The sequence below is a fragment of the Flavobacterium luteum genome, assembly GCF_008806775.1.
GTDB classification, from domain to species: domain Bacteria; phylum Bacteroidota; class Bacteroidia; order Flavobacteriales; family Flavobacteriaceae; genus Flavobacterium; species Flavobacterium luteum.
This window is the reverse complement of sequence record NZ_WAEM01000012.1, coordinates 1-17,027: the sequence shown is the minus strand read 5'-3', so window position 1 is coordinate 17,027 and position 17,027 is coordinate 1. Positions and strand designations below refer to the sequence as shown.

Genomic DNA, 17,027 nt, shown 5'->3' with positions numbered 1-17,027 from the left:
TATATTTGCACACGATTTAAAAATTTGGGATTATAAATGTCCTAAATCCTAAATCCTAAATCTAAAAATATAAAGATGAAATTATCACATTTTCAATTCAATTTACCAAAAGAACTTCTTGCAGAATATCCAGCAGAAAATAGGGACGAATCACGTTTGATGGTTATTAATAGAGAGAAAAAAACTATTGAGCATAAAACATTCAAAGACGTTATTGATTATTTTGGAGATGGAGATGTATTAATTTTAAATAATACTAAAGTTTTTCCAGCTCGTTTATACGGAAATAAAGAAAAAACAGGCGCTAGAATAGAAGTCTTTTTATTAAGAGAATTAAATTCAGAGCAACGCCTTTGGGATGTTTTAGTTGATCCGGCTCGTAAAATTAGAATCGGAAACAAATTGTATTTTGGTGATGACGATTCATTAGTTGCCGAAGTAATTGATAATACAACTTCACGTGGTAGAACCCTTCGTTTTCTATACGATGGTTCTTATGATGAATTCAGAAATAAATTAACAGAACTTGGCGAAACTCCAATTCCTAAATACATCAATCGTGAAGTAACTCCTGAAGATGCGGAGCGTTATCAAACCATTTATGCTAAAGAAGAAGGTGCTGTTGCGGCTCCTACTGCAGGCTTGCATTTCTCCAAACATTTATTGAAAAGATTAGAGATAAAAGGAGTAAAATTGGCCGAAGTAACATTACACGTTGGTCTTGGAACTTTCAATCCAGTTGAGGTTGAAGATTTATCAAAACACAAAATGGACTCGGAAGAGTTGCGTATATCACAAGCAGCTTGCGATATTGTGAACAGTGCAAAAGAAAAAAAGAAACGTATTTGTGCTGTAGGAACAACTTCAATGCGCGCCATAGAAAGTTCGGTTTCGTCAGCAAGAACATTAAACCCTTTTGATGGTTGGACAAATAAATTTATATTTCCTCCACACGATTTTAGCATTGCTACTTGTATGATTACGAATTTCCATACTCCAAAATCTACTTTAATGATGATGGTTTCAGCATTTTGCGGTCATGATTTAATGAAAAAAGCATATGAAGAAGCTATCAAAGAGCAATACAAGTTTTATTCTTACGGTGATGCGATGTTAATTATCTAAAGAACGATATAACATTTATATATAAAAAAATCTCGTTAGTAATAACGAGATTTTTTGTTGTAAAAAAGAAATTTTAATCTACTTGGTAGACTAGCTTTACAGTAATATTTGCTGTTTTATTTTTTGAAAAAGTATTAAACGAACCTCCATACGAAAAATCTTCAGACGAGTTTTGTCCCGTAATTTGAAAAACCCCCATATCCGATTTTTTTAAGTTTCCTAAACCAGCTCCTGCATTTTCGGCAATACTTTTTGCTCTAATATTGGCGTCTTTTGTAGCTTCTGCAATCATTTGTATTTTTAATTCCGCCAGTTTAGTATAATAATATTCAGGTGCATTAGAGTAAAACTCAATGCCAGAGTTAATAAGTTCACTAGATTGTCTAGAAATATCTTCAATTTTGTTCACTTCTTTAGATTGTATCGTAACATTTTGAGTTAACGTAAAACCAGTAAATAATTGTTGTTTTAAAGTACCATTTTCATTGTAAGTAGTCTCAAAATCTTTATTAAAACTTACTGCCGAAAAAACAATTTCTGAGTCAGCAATTCCTTTAGAGGATAAGTAATTTTTTATTTTTGCTCTATCAGCATCTAAGGAGGCATAGGCTTCTTTTAGAGTGAAACTTTTCTTAGAAAAAGAACCGCTCCAAACAATTAAATCAGAAGTAAAATCTTTTTTTCCTAATCCCGTAACACTAATCGTATCATTACTTTGATTCCTGTTTTGAAAAGCATTTGAGAATAGATAAGCCGAAAGTATTATAGCAACTGCAATAATGATAGAATTAGCATTGGTTTTCATAAAAATGGTTTTAATGACATAAAGGTATGCCAATTTTGTTGAATGTATTTTAAGATAAATAATTAATCTTCTCGATGTACTTTCATAAAATCAAATGCGGGCTTGCAAATGGCAATATATTCGCAAGGTTCTTCAAACGGGTTAGAGTATTGTACTCTGGTATTTTTTTCTATTTTTATTGATTGGCCTGTTTCTAATGTAACAATTTCGCCTTCAATAATAAACTGTTTTTTGCCTGAAATCACGTAGGTATATTCATCAAATTCAGGCGTTTGAAAAGGTTCGCTCCAATGTGGGGGTGCAATCATGTGAGCAATAGAAATTTCGGAGTTTCCTGTGGTTGGAATTCCGTGGTGCTCTTCTATAAGTTTCCCGTCAGAGGTAGGAACTACAAAAGGTGATTTTTGAACAAAATATTTTTTCATGTTATTTTTTTAATATCTTCATTAAAATACCAAAAGCTCCACGAATAAAAGTAGCACTAGTAACTACTTTCAAAACCGATTTAGTCACTACTTCGGCAGTGCTAGGTTCTGGTTTGTTCTCTTTTTCCACTTGTGCTTCTGTAATTTCCTCTTGATCCGAAATGATTTTTTTTGTTAGCATTTCATAAGCACTCTCACGATCAATTTCTTCGTTGTATTTTCGAACTAATTTCGACTTCGAATTAATTTCAGTAATTTCAGCTTCAGTTAAAATATCCATTCGGCTTTGCGGTGCTCGCATCATTGACGCTACAAGCGGTGTTGGGATTCCTTTTTCATTTAAAGCAGTTACCAATGCTTCTCCAATTCCAAGAGAAGTGATAAGCTCATCAGTTTTATAAAATTCTGAAGTTGGATAATTATCGGCTGTCATTTTAATTGCCTTTCTATCATTGGCTGTAAATGCTCTTAATGCATGTTGAATTTTCAATCCTAATTGTGCTAAAACGCCACTAGGAATGTCCATAGGGTTTTGGGTGATGAAAAACACACCAATTCCTTTAGAACGAATAAGCTTAACAATAGTTTCAATTTGATCTAATAAAGTTTTACTAGCTTCATTAAAAATTAAATGTGCTTCGTCAATAAACAAGACCAATTCTGGTTGGTCAGCATCTCCCTTTTCTGGCATTTGCTGATAAATTTCAGCCAATAAACTCAACATAAATGTAGAAAACAATTTTGGTTTGTCTTGAATGTCTGTCAAGCGAATAATATTTACATAACCCTTTCCATTTTCGTCAAAGCGAAGCAAATCATTAATGTCAAAAGAAGTTTCGCCAAAGAATAAGTCAGCTCCTTGTTGCTCTAATTCGATAATTTTTCTTAAAATAGTGCCTGTTGTTGAGGCAGAAATCTTCCCGTAACTCTCTTCAATTTCTTCTTTTCCTTCTTCAGTAATATAATTGATTACTTTTTTAATATCTTTTAAATCTAAAAGTGGCATTTTATGATCATCACAATATTTAAAAATAACTGAAATTACTCCTGATTGCGTATCATTTAAATCGAGAATTCTTGAAAATAGAACTGGGCCAAACTCCGAAATGGTTGAACGAAGCCGAACACCATTTTGTTGTGATAAAGTGAGTAGTTCAACAGGAAAGCTTGATGTGGAATAGGGTATATTTATTTTTTGATGCCGTTCTGTTACAAATGATTTTTCTTCACCTTCTTTTGCAATTCCACTAAAGTCACCCTTTATATCCATCATTAACACAGGAATGCCAAAGGATGATAATTGTTCAGATAAGACTTGAATAGTTTTAGTTTTTCCTGTACCAGTTGCTCCAGCAATTAGTCCGTGACGGTTGAGTGTTTTAAGGGGAATCTTAACATGAACATTACTAATTGCTTCACCATCTAGCATAGCTCCTCCTAAAATGATGCTTCCCCCTTTTGAAGTATACCCTTCGTTTAAAATCTGAATGAAATTGTCTTTTTTGGACATCCTTAAAAAAATTGAAAATTAAAATCTACGCAAGATACTAATAATTTTTAAAAATATCTTTTCATGAATTTATTATCCAATTCGTATTCAATTATCAACAAAAAAGTATCCTAAATCCTTGGTTATGATTTGTTTTTAATGATTTTTAAATAAAGAAGATTTATGCTGTTTCACGCAATAAATTAGGCACGAAAACGTTTTTGCTACAAATAACAATTTAAAAATAGAAAAAAGTTTTTTTATTTAAACTAAAAAATTAAATTTGTCCTTAATGAAGTTTAAAATCAACTGAAATATAAATTATTAAAACTATTAAAATTAAAAAAAATGGCAAACGTTAAAAAAGAAAGCAGTTCAAACGGTGGAGGAATGATCTCGACTATTATCATTGTAGCTTGTGTTGTTGTAGGATTTTTTGTATGGAAATTTCTAATGGGAGCTGCGTCGAATTTTGAAGGAGGAGATCCAGAAAAAGGACATCCAATAAATACTTTAGGAATGGTTTACAAAGGAGGATTTATTGTTCCGGTATTATTAGGAATGTTATTAATGGTTGTAGTGTTTTCTATTGAAAGATTTCTTGTTATAGCTAAAGCTGCTGGGAAAGGAAATCTAGATGCTTTTATGAAAAAAGTACAGGGTGATATTAAAGAGGGTAAAATAGATGAGGCCATTGGAGTTTGCGACAAACAACAAGGATCAGTTGCAAATGCAATTCGTTCGGCTTTAGTAAAATACCAAGACGTTAAAAAAGAAGGATTTAATAGCGAAGAAGCTGCTGAAACAATTCACAAAGAAATAGAAGAGGCAACTTCACTTGAAATGCCAATGCTTGAAAAAAATATGACTATTATTTCGACTTTAGTTTCTTTAGGAACACTTGGAGGATTATTAGGTACAGTATCAGGTATGATTAAAGCGTTTGGGGCATTAGCAAGCGCGGGTACTCCTGATCAAGCTGCACTTGCAACAGGTATTTCTGAGGCACTTATCAATACAGCAACTGGTATTTCTACCTCTGTATTAGCCATTATTGCTTACAATTTATTTACTTCTAAAATTGATGATTTAACATACTCAATTGATGAAGCGGGTACTACTATTGTAAATACTTACAGAAGATTCAGAGGAAGTTTAAAACAATAGTAATGTTTTGATGTTCAAAACATTAAATAATATATAAAAAAATGGCTAAAATAAAAATGAAAAAAAAGTCAACAGGCACCGATATGACGGCCATGTGTGACGTAGCGTTTCTATTGCTTACATTCTTTATTTTGACTGCTACAGCTAAAGTACCTGAAGTTTTACCTGTTGATACTCCGGCATCTACAGTTCAAACAAAGTTGCCTGAAACTGATTTAGCAACATTAACAGTTGGGAAAGGAAAAGTGTTTTTTGACTTAAAAGGAAGAGAGATTCGTAAAAGAACTCTTGAGTTAATGGCTCAAAAATACAAAGTAAATTTCTCTGATTCAGACATGGATAAGTTTGCATTAATGGAAAGTTTTGGTGTTCCCGTTCAAAGTTTAAAACAAATTTTGGATATGAAAAGTGCCGATAGGTCTAAAGCCAATCAGCCAGGAATTCCTAAAGATTCATTAGACAATCAGTTAGCAGATTGGGTTCAGAATGCTCGTATCGCTAATATTGAAGTTAACGATAAAGAATTGCAAATTGCTATAAAAGGCGATGCAAAGGAAGAATATCCAGCGATTCGAAAAGTAATGGATATTTTACAAGAGCAAAAAATAAATAGCTTTAGCCTAGTTACAGGTTTGAGAGGTAAAGAAAAATAATTAAAAAACATACACTAAAATGGCTGAATTAAATACCGGCGACGGTGGTGGCGGAAAAGGTGGTAAAGTAAGAAGTAAAAAACAAAACTCTAAAGTAGACTTAACTGCTATGGTAGATTTGGCTTTCTTATTAATTACATTCTTTATGCTTACTACCACTTTGTCTAAACCTCAATCCATGAGTTTGGGGTTGCCAGATAAAGATCCTAAAGATAAAACACCTCCCGTAAAAGTAGATGAAAATAGAACCATGACTATTATGTTGGGAGATAACAACAAAATAATTCGTTATGTTGGTTTACTTGCAACTCCTGTTGCTGGTGGAGCTCCAAAAGATTTTGCATATGGAAAAGGCGGAATTCGTGAAGAATTGCTTAAAAGAAAGAAATTAGTTTTAGAGTATTCTGCGGCTAAAGGAAAACCAAAAGACGGAATTATCGTAATTATAAAGCCTACTAAGAAATCGAATTATCGTAATCTTGTAGATATACTTGATGAAATGGTAATTGCTGGTGTTGAAACCTATGCAATTGTTCCTGAGTTTACTCCTGAAGAAGCAGCATTGTTAGATGGTAAAAAAAGTAATCCTTTACCCCAATAACCTAATAATTAAGAAACATGAAATTAGACTTATTTAAAAGACAATGGTTAGAGATTGTTTTTGAAGGACGAAACAAAAGTTACGGTGCTTACGAATTGAGAAAAACGAATTCTAAGACATCTGTAAGAGCACTTGTAATTGGAACATTAATTTTCGCACTGTCTATAGGTGCTCCACTAATTGCTAAATTATTACCTGACTCTTCTGATGCTGATGAAAATAGAGATATAAAAATCACTACAGTAAAATTACCACCTAAAGAGCAACCTAAAGAAAATATTCCACCACCACCACCGCCACCGCCAAAGGTAGATCAAGTAAAATTTGTAAAGCCTGTTGTAGCTAAAGCGGATGAAGTTACTGAAGAGCCACCAAAAATTGAAGAAATTAAAGACAAGAAAATCGGTGCTGAAACTATTAAAGGTGATCCAGATGCTGAATTAACCGTTGAACCTGTGGGTAACGGACCAAAAGACGTAGTCGAAGAAGATAATTCAGTTTATAACACTGCAGGAATTGAGGTTAAACCAGATTTCCCAGGTGGAATGGAAAAATTCTACAAATTTGTAGGTAAAAATTACCAAACTCCTGAAGAAGAAGGACTAAAAGGAAAAGTGTTTGTTTCTTTTGTTGTAGAAAAAGATGGTTCACTAACTGATATTAAAGTTATTAGAGATATAGGTTACGGAACAGGTAAAGAAGCAATTCGTGTTTTGAAATCTTGTCCAAAATGGTCACCTGGAGAGCAAAACGGAAAGAAAGTTAGAGTTCTTTATTCGTTGCCAATCAATATACAATCGGCTGAATAATGTTTGAAAAAACAATAATTAATTTCAAGAAGAAATCGCTAAAAGAGCGGTTTCTTCTCGTTATAGGAATACTTTTTTTCTTGTTATATCTAGTACTTGGGTTAGTTATCATTTTTTGGAAAGAATTCCCTATAAACATGAAACCTAGCTATAGAGTAGCTTTCGGAATTGTTCTAATAGTGTATTCTTTTTTTCGATTTATGCGTTTTTTTAATTCTAATGAAGAATAAAATGAAGATGTATTTTAAAATTATAGGAGTTTTTTTTATCTTATTTTTTGTTTCCTGCAATCAAAAATCAGAAACTAAAAATGCAAATGAAACTATATTAACTGGTAATACAACAATTGAAGTTGATGAAACCTTGAAGCCTATTATTGAATCCCAAATTCAAGTTTTCGAAAGTCTTTACAAAGCGAAAATTAACATTGCAGTAAAGTCAGAAAAAGAAGTGATTCAATCGTTATTAAATAATAGTTCTCGAATTGCCATACTTTCGAGAGTTTTAACAAAACAAGAAACCACTTTTTTTGAAAATAAAAAGTTAATTCCTAAAACCACACTTTTTGCAAAAGACGCAATTGCATTAATAGCGAACAAAAATAATAAAGATACATTAATAGCGTTACAAGAAGTAATTGATTTTGTTCAAAATAAAAAGCAATCAAAAATTAAAGGGTTGGTTTTTGATAATCCAAATTCAAGTACTGCCAGATTTATTTGTGAAAAAGCAGGTATAAAAAACTTGCCTGAGAATGGCGTTTTTTCATTTAAAACAAATGATGAAGTTTTAAAATACGTTTCGCAAAACAATGGAATGATTGGTGTAGTTGGTGTAAATTGTGTTTTTGAACCAATTCCTGAAATGCAGAGCTATATAGATAAAATAAATGTGTTAGAGGTAAAAGACATCAACAACATCAATTACTATAGCCCAACTCAAAATAATATTGCGGAAGGCAAATATCCTTTGGCACGTGATTTGTATATTATAAATTGTCAGGGATATTCAGGCTTAGGAATGGGATTTGCATCATTTATAGCGGGTGATATTGGGCAAAGAATCGTATTGAAGTCAGGACTTGTTCCTGTAACTTTTCCTTCGAGAAAACTTTATATTCGCAAAGAAATCAGTAATGATAAAAAATAAAATTAATTTAAAAACGATGAATACATTTAAAATTTTTAGCTTTTTAGTATTAGCAACCATAACAGGAACTAACGCTCAAGATATTGAATTAGCAAAGAAAACTATCGATGCTGAACAGTATGAAAAAGCCAAAATAATGATTAAAACACTTATTCAGTCAAAACCTAGTAACGGCAAAGCTTTTTTTCTTTTAGGAAATATTTATCTCAAACAAGATATTGAAGATTCTGCTAAAATATATTTTCAAAAAGGATTAACAGCTTCAGATGGCGCGAAACTTAATTACATTGGTTTAGGTCAATTAGATTTAGACAACGATAATGCAGTAGCAGCTCAAGCTAACTTTGCTTTGGCAACTAAAGACCTCAAGAAAAAAGACATCGAAGAATATATTTATATTGCTAGAGCATATATGAATGCGAATAAGCCTGATTATAAAGCAGCTATAGCGATATTAAACAAAGCTAAATTGGTTAATCCTAATGATGCTAACTTACAGTTGGCTTTTGGTGATGCCTTTTACGGAGATAAAAATCAAAATGAATCCTATGCAGCTTACAGATCAGCTTTTGGGACAGACAATACTTTAATTAGAGCCAATATGCAATTAGGGGTTCTGTTAAAAGGTGCTAAAGCCTATACCGAAGCAGTAAAATCATTTGATAATGTAATTGCAACAAATCCGAATTACGGACCAGTATACAGGGAATTAGCCGAAACTTACTACTATTGGGGAAATAATGAGCCTAAAAAATACAACGAATACATTCAAAAAGCTCTTGGTTATTATGAAAAATATCTGAGTATGACCGATTATTCGCTTACATCACGTATGCGCCATGCCGATTTCTTAATCTTAGCAAAAGATTATAAATCATTAGAAATCGAAGCCAATAAAATGAAAGAATTAGATAACGTAAATCCAAGAATTTTACGCTATTTAGGATATTCGGCTTATGAAAACGGTAATATAGATGTGGCTATAAAATCGCTTCAAGATTTCATTGCAAATCCTAGCAATAAAATAATTGCAAGAGATTATTTGTATTTGGGTTTAGCCAAGCTTAAAAAAGCAAACAATTTAGAAACTAAAATAGTTGATCAAACTGTTTTTGAAGCAGGTGTTGCCGATATTAAAAAATCAGTAGAAATGGAAATTTCTATGACCAATGATTTAAGTGAAATAGGTAAGAAACTCTACGAACAAAAATTATACAGAGAAGCCGCTGCCATCTATGAAATTGCTGTTACGAATCCAGAATCTAGAAATTTTTTATTAGACAATTTTTACTTAGGAAATTCTATCTACTTTAGCAATACTAAAAAAGATGTGGTAAAAGTTGACCCAATTGCACTTCAAAAAGCCGATGCCGCTTTTGCAAGAGTGATTGAAGCTTCGCCTACTACTCAGGATGCCTACATTTATAGAGCAAGAACAAACAGATTGTTAGAAAATGATGAAATGATGGCTAAATTTTATGAGGAATACATTAGAATTGTTACTGAAAAAGGCCCTGAGGAAGTTGCTAAAAACAAAAATAAGTTCATAGAATCCTACAATTTAATTGCAGCTAATTATGCCAATACCGATAAGGTTAAAGCAAAAGAATATTTCAATAAAACGTTAACTTTAGATCCAACAAATCAGTACGCAACCGAATCTTTAGCAACATTAAAATAAACTTTCAATATAATTTAAGAAAACCGATTGTTACCAAATAATCGGTTTTCTGTTTTTAGGAGCATCGGTTTTAGGTATTTTTACAATACCTTTTACCTGCTGTCCATTACAATCCACGAGATTGCTTCGTACCCTCGCAATAACGTTGGATTTCCATTTTCATCAGGGCTAAAGATTAATTTACGGCATTTCTACAATTCCTAAATCCTAAATCTAAAATCCCAAATTCAATTCCCTATCTTTGCACTTTATTTACAACAAATGTTAGCAAAAGAAATTCAAGTAGCAGTCGAAAAAGGAACAATGCTTCCGCTGATGGAAGAGTTCTATACCATTCAAGGCGAAGGTTTTCATACGGGAACAGCAGCCTATTTTATTAGAATTGGCGGTTGTGATGTAGGTTGCCATTGGTGTGATGTAAAAGAAAGTTGGAACGCCGCTTTGCATCCACCAACAGCTATTAATAAAATCGTCACCAATGCTAAAAATATTGCGGATACTGTTGTAGTAACAGGTGGAGAGCCTTTAATGTGGGATATGACTTTATTGACTCAAAATCTTAAAAACGAGAATTTGAAAGTGCATATAGAAACCTCAGGAGCGTATCCTTTAACCGGAAATTGGGACTGGATTTGTCTTTCTCCTAAGAAAAACATGTTGCCAACAGCAACTGTTTATGATAATGCTCACGAATTAAAAGTAATTATCTACAACAAACATGATTTTATTTTTGCCGAAGAACAAGCGGAAAAAGTTAATAAAAATGCCATATTATTTTTACAGCCAGAGTGGAGCAAAAAAGAAGAAATGACACCACTTATTGTAGATTATGTTATGAAGAACCCAAAATGGCGCGTTTCTTTACAAACTCATAAATATTTGAATATACCTTAAATATGAAAAATATAGTCTTACTTTCTTTTCTTTTTTTATTTCAAATTGGTAGTGCGCAAGAGCAAACTTCAATTCCAGTAGAAGATGTTTTTGAAGTAGATGCAGTGGACTATCCGCCAAGTTTTCCTGGTGGAATCGATAATTTTTACATGTTTTTCGATACAAACTTTAAAAAACCAAATGTGCCTCAGCTATTAGGAAAAATATTTGTATCCTTTATTGTTGAAGTTGACGGTTCAATTTCCGATATTAAAACATTAAAAGATGTTGGTTTTGGCTCTGGCTTAGAAGCCGAAAGAGTCATGCAACTTTCTCCAAAATGGAACGCTGGAACAAAAAATGGCAAGCGAGTGAGGGTTTTGTATACTATACCAATACCCATTCAAACCAAATGAAATCACAATTCCTTAATAATTTATTGAATTGTTAAATAAGAGTTCAATAATAAAGTATCCCATAAATATTTTGTATTATTGTGGATGAAATAAATTATTATGAATAAGATTTGCATTCTTTTTTTACTACTGTTTTCTAACTTGATTTTCGCACAAAAAAAATGCGGGACCGATACTAAATTGCAAAATCTAATTAAAAACAAACCAGGGTTTGCTGCAAAATACAAAGAGATGAAAGATTTTATTTATAATCCTAATCCACAAAAAAATGTATATAGCAGACAAAGCAGCTTAACAAATACGATAATTACTATACCTGTAGTGTTTCATGTTTTATATAAAAACACCAATCAAAATATTAGTGAAGCTCAAATACAATCGCAACTAGATGTCATTAATAAAGACTTCAGAAAATTAAATACTGATTTTAGCACTGTTGTTCCTACTGTTTTTAAACCTTTTGCAGCCGATATAGAAATTAATTTTTGCAAAGCAACAATAGATCCTAACGGAGCTGTTACGACAGGTATTACAAGAAAATTAGTGCCAGATACCTTTGTGTTTGAAGAAGAATACTCTACTAGTTCAGGTCAAACTCCTTGGGATACTTCAAAATATCTGAATGTTTGGGTGGGTAGTTTTACAGATATTGATAAACTTGGTCTTTTAGGGTTTGCTATTCCTCCAACTATTCCTGTTCAGGATAATGACGGAATAATTATAAGTTATAAAGCTTTTGGAACTTCGGGTACAGCAGTTACACCGCATAGAAAAGGAAGGACTGTAACTCATGAAATAGGACATTATTTAGGTTTACTTCATCCTTGGGCAGATGGTAATGATTCCTGTGGTTTTGGTGATGGTATTGCAGATACCCCAGAAACATTCGATTCTTATGGTGATTGTCCTACATTTCCTAGTAATCAGTATGCTTGCGTAACTACAACAAACGGCTCTATGTTTATGAATTATATGGATTATGTAGATGACGCTTGTATGGCTTTTTTTACGTTAGGGCAAAAAGAAGTAATGCGAAATATATTGGCTGGACCCAGATTGAGTTTGTTAACTTCTAACGGTTGTGGTAATTTAGGGTTAAACGATTTCGAAGCAATAAATGCAATAGCGCTATATCCAAATCCTGTTTCTCAATATTTCATGATTACTTCTCCTCAAATTCAAATAGATAAAGTTGAAATTTATACTGTTTTAGGGCAATTAGTAAAAACTCAAAAATTAATTCAAACCAATAATGAAATTAATATAGAGGAATTTCCTAGAGGAACATATTATCTGAGAATTTATAATCAAGGTAAATTTTTAAAATCAGATAAAATTATTAAGAAATAAGGTTTGGCTAATAAAAAAGCCTTGCTAAATAATCATAATGTTCGCCTTCTAAAACCAATTCGCAATTTAAACTATTTGCTGAGGCTGCATTTTGTAAAGTATTATAATCAATATACATCCAATCGAAAGTGTCTTCCTTTTGACCTTTGTAGCTAATATTAAAAACGACTTCACCATAATAGGAATGTTGTGAAGGAATCCATTTTCCGCCATCTTCATCTTCGTCAAACATGTAAATAATGTCAGAACTGTCAAGTAGAATCTGTCCGTTTTCATTTAATAGTGATTTCAATTTCAATAAAAATTTAGAAACATTTTTTAACTTACCACACATTCCAGCTCCGTTCATTAAAAGTAAAATGGTATCATACTTTTCGTTTTCTAAAGTCATTATATCTTGAACTCTAGTTTTCTTCAATCCACGCAGTGAGCAAGCTTTAATAGCATTTTCAGAAATATCGATAGCAGTAACATCAAAATTGCATTCATTTTGCAAATACAAACTATGACTCCCGGCACCACAACCTACATCGAGAATATTCCCTTTGGCTAATTTTAATGCCTTTTGTTCTAGTTTTGGCATGGCTTCAAAATCCCTAAATAAATAAGCAACACTCATTTCGTCTTCTTCGGAAATGGAGGTTTCTGTAATTAAATCTTCAGGTGAATTATTAGTTTGATAGTCAAGAATCGCTTTTCCGAAAAGATCTTTCATAGTCATTGCTAGGAGTTAAAAGGCAAAAGCAAAGCAATCATTCCTCCAGTTTTTTAGTTATTAATATAGAAGTTGTTTAAATTTGCAAAAGAAAAACAATAATAATGCCCAAGCCGTCATTAAATGAAATTCAAAAGCTCGCCAAAGATAAGCATATCGAAAACAAAAAGTATTTCGATAAGCTAAAAAAGAAAGCACCCAAGAATTTAGATTATATCATGCAAGAATTGCACGATACCGAATTTAAAAAAACGGATTGTTTGTCATGTGCTAATTGCTGTAAAACTACTGGGCCGCTTTTTACATTTGCTGATATCGAACGAATTGCTAAACACTTGCGATTAAAACCACAACAATTTATTGATAACTATTTACGAATAGATGAAGACAAGGATTATGTTTTGCAAAGTGTTCCGTGCACGTTTCTTGACAAAGACAATACTTGTTTTATTTATGATGTCAGACCAAAAGCATGTCGAGAATTTCCTCATACTGATAGAAAAAAGTTTCAACAAATTTCAGATTTGACTCTGCAGAATGTAGCAATTTGTCCAGCAGCATTTAATATAGTAGAGGAAATGAAAAAAAAATTGCTATTGTAAAAAAAAATCAATTTCTAGCCTCTCTCTCCTTCGGAGAGGGCTAGGAAGAGGATTAATAAATTAAATATTTATTTCTCATTTTTTTAAATTCTTCTAAATCTTTTTGCCAAGAGGCTCTTATTTCAGGTTCAGGAATGCCAGACTCAATTTGTTGTTGTAGTTTTTTGGTCCCTGCTAGTTTGGTGAAAAATGAATTAAAGAACTTTGATTTATCTTCGGTTTCATTATAGGCTTTCATCAACCATTTTAATTCTAACTGTTTCACTTTTGGTATGCTAGATAAGTCTTCGCCATAACAATCAATACCATTATAAACAGGATCTTTAGCTCCAATATTGGGCATCGGAACAAAACAAAAATCTATATTTGGTAGATAAGGTGAGCCATAAATTTGAAATTGTTTGTCCGTTCCTCTTCCCACACTAACATTAGTTCCTTCAAAAAAGCATAAGCTTGCATAAAGATTTATAGATTGATCGTTAGGTAAATTGGGAGATGGTTTTATAGGTAAGCTATATGGCATACTTCTGAGGTAATTTTCGCAAGGCACTATCTTTAAATGACACTGTATACTGTCTTTAAGCCATTTCTGCCCATTAATCATTAAAGCATATTCGCCTATGGTCATTCCGTGTAAAACAGGAATTGGATGCATTCCTACAAAGCTGCTATATTCTTTTTCTAATAGTGGTCCATCTACAATTCCTCCGTTAGGATTAGGTCGGTCTAAAATTATAAGTTGCACATTATTCTGAGCACAAGCTTCCATTATATAATGCAATGAAGAAATGTAAGTATAAAATCGCGCTCCAACATCTTGTAAATCAAAAACCAATACATCAATTCCTGCTAATTGTTCAGGAGTTGGTTTTTTGTTGTTTCCATATAACGATATAATTGGAAGTCCAGTTTTAGTGTCTTTACCATCAATAATCAATTCTCCAGCGTCTGCAGTTCCCCGAAAACCATGCTCTGGAGCATAGATTTTAACAAGCTCAATTTTAGTTTTTTCTTTAATATAATCTACAATATGTAATGTTTTCTTGTTTACAATATCAATATGAGAATCTAATATGGTATCAAAAACAGTATAAATAGAATCATAAGCAATCATTCCAGTTTGGTTGGTTACGATGCCTACTTTCTTATTTTTTAAAAGAGAAAAATAACTTTTTATATTGTCAGCTCCTGTCAAAAATTTTGTCGATTTTATTTTGCTTTTTATAGTAGTTTCGGCTGGGGTTGAGTAATTTGTTGGCTTCGCTGTTTTACAAGAAATTACAAACAAGAGTACTAGTACTGGTAAAAGTGACTTACTTAATATATTTTTGAAAGAAATGCAAACGGTACAAGAAATCATAGTATTGATGTGCTTTTTAATAATTAAATCCTCTAAATCTATTAATAATAGTATCTAAAACTGTATTTTTGACTCAAATCAATTAAAATCAAAACAGACTATACCATTGAATTTAGAATATTTTATAGCAAAAAGATTAATTACTGCTAAAAGTCGCAAAAGTAGTATTTCTAGTCCTATTATAAAAATTGCAATCGCTGCAATTGCAATCGGAATGGTTATGATGATTATCTCGGTGGCTACAGGCATCGGTTTACAACAAAAAATAAGAGAAAAAATAGCGGCTTTCAATGGTCATATTATCATTTCAAATTATGATGATAATCAATCTCAAGTTAGTATTACGCCAATTGCTTTACACCAAAGTTTTTATCCAAAGTTTAATGCTGTTCAAGGAATCAATCACATTCAAGCTGTTGCTAGTAAAGCAGGAATTATTAGAACCGCAACTGCTTTTGAAGGAATAATCTTCAAAGGAGTAGGAAAAGATTATCAATGGAAAAATCTAGAGGAATACCTTGTCGAAGGAAAATTGCCTAATTTTTCAAATGATTTAAACAATCAAATCCTCATTTCTCAATTTCTTGCTGATAGATTACAGTTAAAAGTGGGTGACAAATGCAACACTTTTTTCATGAAAGAGCAAAGCAATCAGTTGCCTAATTTGAGAGTTTTTCAAGTTGTAGGGATTTACAATTCAGGATTTCAAGAATTTGATGCTACATATATAGTAGGAGATATCCGACACGTGCAACGCATTAATAAATGGAAACCAGATCAAATTGGATCTTTCGAAGTTTTTATTGATGATTTTAGTAAAATTAAAGAAAAAGGAGAGGAAGTTTATGCCCAAACCAGTTCTACTCTTGATTCAAAAACTATTGAAGAAAAATATTATTACATCTTCGAGTGGCTCCAATTATTCGATTTCAATATCATCACTATACTAATAATCATGATTATTGTCGCAACCATAAACATGGTAGTGGCTCTATTAGTGCTCATTCTCGAGCGAACACAAATGATAGGAATCCTCAAGTCCTTAGGCGCAAACAATTGGGCTGTTCGAAAAATATTTCTCTATAATGCCTTCTATTTAATAGTTCACGGATTATTTTTGGGAAACTTAATAGGTATAGGACTAATTTTAATCCAGCACTATTTCGGAATAATTAAATTAAATCCAGAAAATTATTACGTCAATGAAGCACCAGTATATCTCAATTGGGTTTATATTTTGTTGTTAAATCTAGGAACAATAACTATTTGTTTGCTAGTTCTATTAATTCCTTCCTACATAATCACGAAGATTTCGCCAGTAAGAGCCATAAAATTCGAATAAAATTAAATCTCTGTTTTTATCAGGAGCTATTTCCTGCTATTCGTTACAATCTTTTTCTTGCTAAAGAAGCAAGAAAAAGGATTTCCACTTCTATCAGGGCTATTGACATTTGATTTCAAAAGCACATTTGAATGACTTTTGAGACTTTTGCAGTTTGTTTTTCCAATGAACTTTGTTTCTTAGCGCCTTTGCGAGTAAAATTTAAAAGTTGCAACCCACGCTTGTCCAACGATTTATAAACAAAGTAAAAAAAAGGTTAATAAAGTTTTGGAAAAAAGTAAGATAAGTGTTTATCTTTGCACCCCGCGAAAGAGGGATGTTCTTATAAAATACTGATAACGAGGTTTAAGAAATAAAATCAAAAAAATTATTTAAAAAAGCTTGTTAGATAGAAAAGAATGTTTACTTTTGCACCCGCTTTGAGAATGAAAGCGCAATAAAAGAAGAAGAACACGTTCCTAGACA

General features: G+C 32.2%; 17 protein-coding genes. 12 read left to right on the top strand and 5 right to left on the bottom strand.

Translation table 11 applies throughout. From position 1 onward, the window contains the following. The first annotated feature begins 75 nt into the window (after positions 1–75). Positions 76–1,125, top strand: a complete 1,050-nt coding sequence (gene queA, locus F6464_RS13845; RefSeq protein WP_151108547.1) for a tRNA preQ1(34) S-adenosylmethionine ribosyltransferase-isomerase QueA — start codon at positions 76–78, stop codon at positions 1,123–1,125. A gap of 73 nt (positions 1,126–1,198) precedes the next feature. On the opposite strand, the gene F6464_RS13840 is transcribed toward queA, so the two are convergent. The 3 genes from F6464_RS13840 to F6464_RS13830 form a co-directional block, all read right to left on the bottom strand. Then, a complete protein-coding gene (locus F6464_RS13840) occupies positions 1,199–1,930 on the bottom strand; it encodes an SIMPL domain-containing protein (protein WP_151108546.1) in 732 nt (243 codons plus the stop codon). Between the two features lie 62 nt (positions 1,931–1,992). Then, complete coding sequence (locus F6464_RS13835; RefSeq protein WP_151108545.1) at positions 1,993–2,355, bottom strand: cupin domain-containing protein; 363 nt, start codon at positions 2,353–2,355, stop codon at positions 1,993–1,995. Position 2,356: 1 nt separating this feature from the next. Continuing rightward, positions 2,357–3,865, bottom strand: coding sequence for a helicase HerA-like domain-containing protein (locus F6464_RS13830; RefSeq protein ID WP_151108544.1), 1,509 nt, complete (start codon positions 3,863–3,865; stop codon positions 2,357–2,359). A gap of 327 nt (positions 3,866–4,192) precedes the next feature. On the opposite strand from F6464_RS13830, the gene F6464_RS13825 reads away from it, so the two are divergent. From F6464_RS13825 to F6464_RS13780, 9 genes are all read left to right on the top strand, one after another. After that, on the top strand, positions 4,193–5,011 hold the full coding sequence (locus F6464_RS13825) for a MotA/TolQ/ExbB proton channel family protein (RefSeq protein WP_151108543.1): 819 nt from the start codon (positions 4,193–4,195) through the stop codon (positions 5,009–5,011). Positions 5,012–5,052: 41 nt separating this feature from the next. Continuing rightward, positions 5,053–5,664: an ExbD/TolR family protein gene (locus tag F6464_RS13820; protein ID WP_151108542.1), complete on the top strand. Its 612-nt coding sequence runs from the start codon at positions 5,053–5,055 to the stop codon at positions 5,662–5,664. Positions 5,665–5,683: 19 nt separating this feature from the next. Then, entirely contained in the window at positions 5,684–6,265 is a 582-nt protein-coding gene (locus tag F6464_RS13815; protein ID WP_151108541.1) for an ExbD/TolR family protein, read from the top strand. Positions 6,266–6,282: 17 nt separating this feature from the next. Continuing rightward, positions 6,283–7,074: an energy transducer TonB gene (locus F6464_RS13810; protein WP_151108540.1), complete on the top strand. Its 792-nt coding sequence runs from the start codon at positions 6,283–6,285 to the stop codon at positions 7,072–7,074. A 219-nt stretch (positions 7,075–7,293) separates the two neighbouring features. Further along, complete coding sequence (locus tag F6464_RS13800; protein ID WP_225318097.1) at positions 7,294–8,223, top strand: substrate-binding domain-containing protein; 930 nt, start codon at positions 7,294–7,296, stop codon at positions 8,221–8,223. A gap of 16 nt (positions 8,224–8,239) precedes the next feature. Beyond that, positions 8,240–9,904 carry a tetratricopeptide repeat protein gene (locus tag F6464_RS13795; protein WP_151108538.1) on the top strand — a complete coding sequence of 555 codons (1,665 nt, stop codon included), beginning with the start codon at positions 8,240–8,242 and terminating at the stop codon, positions 9,902–9,904. Positions 9,905–10,165: 261 nt separating this feature from the next. Beyond that, positions 10,166–10,798 carry a 7-carboxy-7-deazaguanine synthase QueE gene (locus tag F6464_RS13790; protein WP_151108537.1) on the top strand — a complete coding sequence of 211 codons (633 nt, stop codon included), beginning with the start codon at positions 10,166–10,168 and terminating at the stop codon, positions 10,796–10,798. A 2-nt stretch (positions 10,799–10,800) separates the two neighbouring features. Then, the gene (locus F6464_RS13785; protein ID WP_151108536.1) at positions 10,801–11,193 is read left to right on the top strand and encodes an energy transducer TonB; all 393 of its coding nucleotides are present in this window, start codon (positions 10,801–10,803) and stop codon (positions 11,191–11,193) included. Positions 11,194–11,373: 180 nt separating this feature from the next. Then, positions 11,374–12,543 carry a M43 family zinc metalloprotease gene (locus tag F6464_RS13780; RefSeq protein WP_191963396.1) on the top strand — a complete coding sequence of 390 codons (1,170 nt, stop codon included), beginning with the start codon at positions 11,374–11,376 and terminating at the stop codon, positions 12,541–12,543. A gap of 7 nt (positions 12,544–12,550) precedes the next feature. Here the strand turns inward: F6464_RS13780 and F6464_RS13775 are convergent, their stop codons facing one another. Next, positions 12,551–13,258 carry a class I SAM-dependent methyltransferase gene (locus F6464_RS13775; RefSeq protein WP_151108576.1) on the bottom strand — a complete coding sequence of 236 codons (708 nt, stop codon included), beginning with the start codon at positions 13,256–13,258 and terminating at the stop codon, positions 12,551–12,553. Positions 13,259–13,362: 104 nt separating this feature from the next. Here F6464_RS13775 and F6464_RS13770 point away from each other — a divergent pair, with 104 nt between their 5' ends. Further along, positions 13,363–13,860 (top strand): YkgJ family cysteine cluster protein, encoded by a 498-nt coding sequence (locus F6464_RS13770; RefSeq protein WP_151108534.1) that lies wholly within the window; start codon positions 13,363–13,365, stop codon positions 13,858–13,860. 52 nt (positions 13,861–13,912) lie between these two features. Here F6464_RS13770 and F6464_RS13765 read toward each other — a convergent pair whose 3' ends face one another. Next, complete coding sequence (locus F6464_RS13765) at positions 13,913–15,220, bottom strand: exo-beta-N-acetylmuramidase NamZ family protein (protein WP_151108533.1); 1,308 nt, start codon at positions 15,218–15,220, stop codon at positions 13,913–13,915. A gap of 106 nt (positions 15,221–15,326) precedes the next feature. Between F6464_RS13765 and F6464_RS13760 the strand changes: the two genes are divergently transcribed. Continuing rightward, complete coding sequence (locus tag F6464_RS13760) at positions 15,327–16,562, top strand: ABC transporter permease (RefSeq protein WP_151108532.1); 1,236 nt, start codon at positions 15,327–15,329, stop codon at positions 16,560–16,562. Positions 16,563–17,027 lie beyond the last annotated feature (465 nt).

Excerpts from the sequence above, each read along its gene's own strand:
- queA (WP_151108547.1), top strand. The coding sequence starts at position 76 with ATGAAATTATCACATTTTCAATTCAATTTACCAAAAGAACTTCTTGCA.
- F6464_RS13840 (WP_151108546.1), bottom strand. The coding sequence starts at position 1,930 with ATGAAAACCAATGCTAATTCTATCATTATTGCAGTTGCTATAATACTT.
- F6464_RS13835 (WP_151108545.1), bottom strand. The coding sequence starts at position 2,355 with ATGAAAAAATATTTTGTTCAAAAATCACCTTTTGTAGTTCCTACCTCT.
- F6464_RS13830 (WP_151108544.1), bottom strand. The coding sequence starts at position 3,865 with ATGTCCAAAAAAGACAATTTCATTCAGATTTTAAACGAAGGGTATACT.
- F6464_RS13825 (WP_151108543.1), top strand. The coding sequence starts at position 4,193 with ATGGCAAACGTTAAAAAAGAAAGCAGTTCAAACGGTGGAGGAATGATC.
- F6464_RS13820 (WP_151108542.1), top strand. The coding sequence starts at position 5,053 with ATGGCTAAAATAAAAATGAAAAAAAAGTCAACAGGCACCGATATGACG.
- F6464_RS13815 (WP_151108541.1), top strand. The coding sequence starts at position 5,684 with ATGGCTGAATTAAATACCGGCGACGGTGGTGGCGGAAAAGGTGGTAAA.
- F6464_RS13810 (WP_151108540.1), top strand. The coding sequence starts at position 6,283 with ATGAAATTAGACTTATTTAAAAGACAATGGTTAGAGATTGTTTTTGAA.
- F6464_RS13800 (WP_225318097.1), top strand. The coding sequence starts at position 7,294 with ATGAAGAATAAAATGAAGATGTATTTTAAAATTATAGGAGTTTTTTTT.
- F6464_RS13795 (WP_151108538.1), top strand. The coding sequence starts at position 8,240 with ATGAATACATTTAAAATTTTTAGCTTTTTAGTATTAGCAACCATAACA.
- F6464_RS13790 (WP_151108537.1), top strand. The coding sequence starts at position 10,166 with ATGTTAGCAAAAGAAATTCAAGTAGCAGTCGAAAAAGGAACAATGCTT.
- F6464_RS13785 (WP_151108536.1), top strand. The coding sequence starts at position 10,801 with ATGAAAAATATAGTCTTACTTTCTTTTCTTTTTTTATTTCAAATTGGT.
- F6464_RS13775 (WP_151108576.1), bottom strand. The coding sequence starts at position 13,258 with ATGAAAGATCTTTTCGGAAAAGCGATTCTTGACTATCAAACTAATAAT.
- F6464_RS13770 (WP_151108534.1), top strand. The coding sequence starts at position 13,363 with ATGCCCAAGCCGTCATTAAATGAAATTCAAAAGCTCGCCAAAGATAAG.
- F6464_RS13765 (WP_151108533.1), bottom strand. The coding sequence starts at position 15,220 with ATGATTTCTTGTACCGTTTGCATTTCTTTCAAAAATATATTAAGTAAG.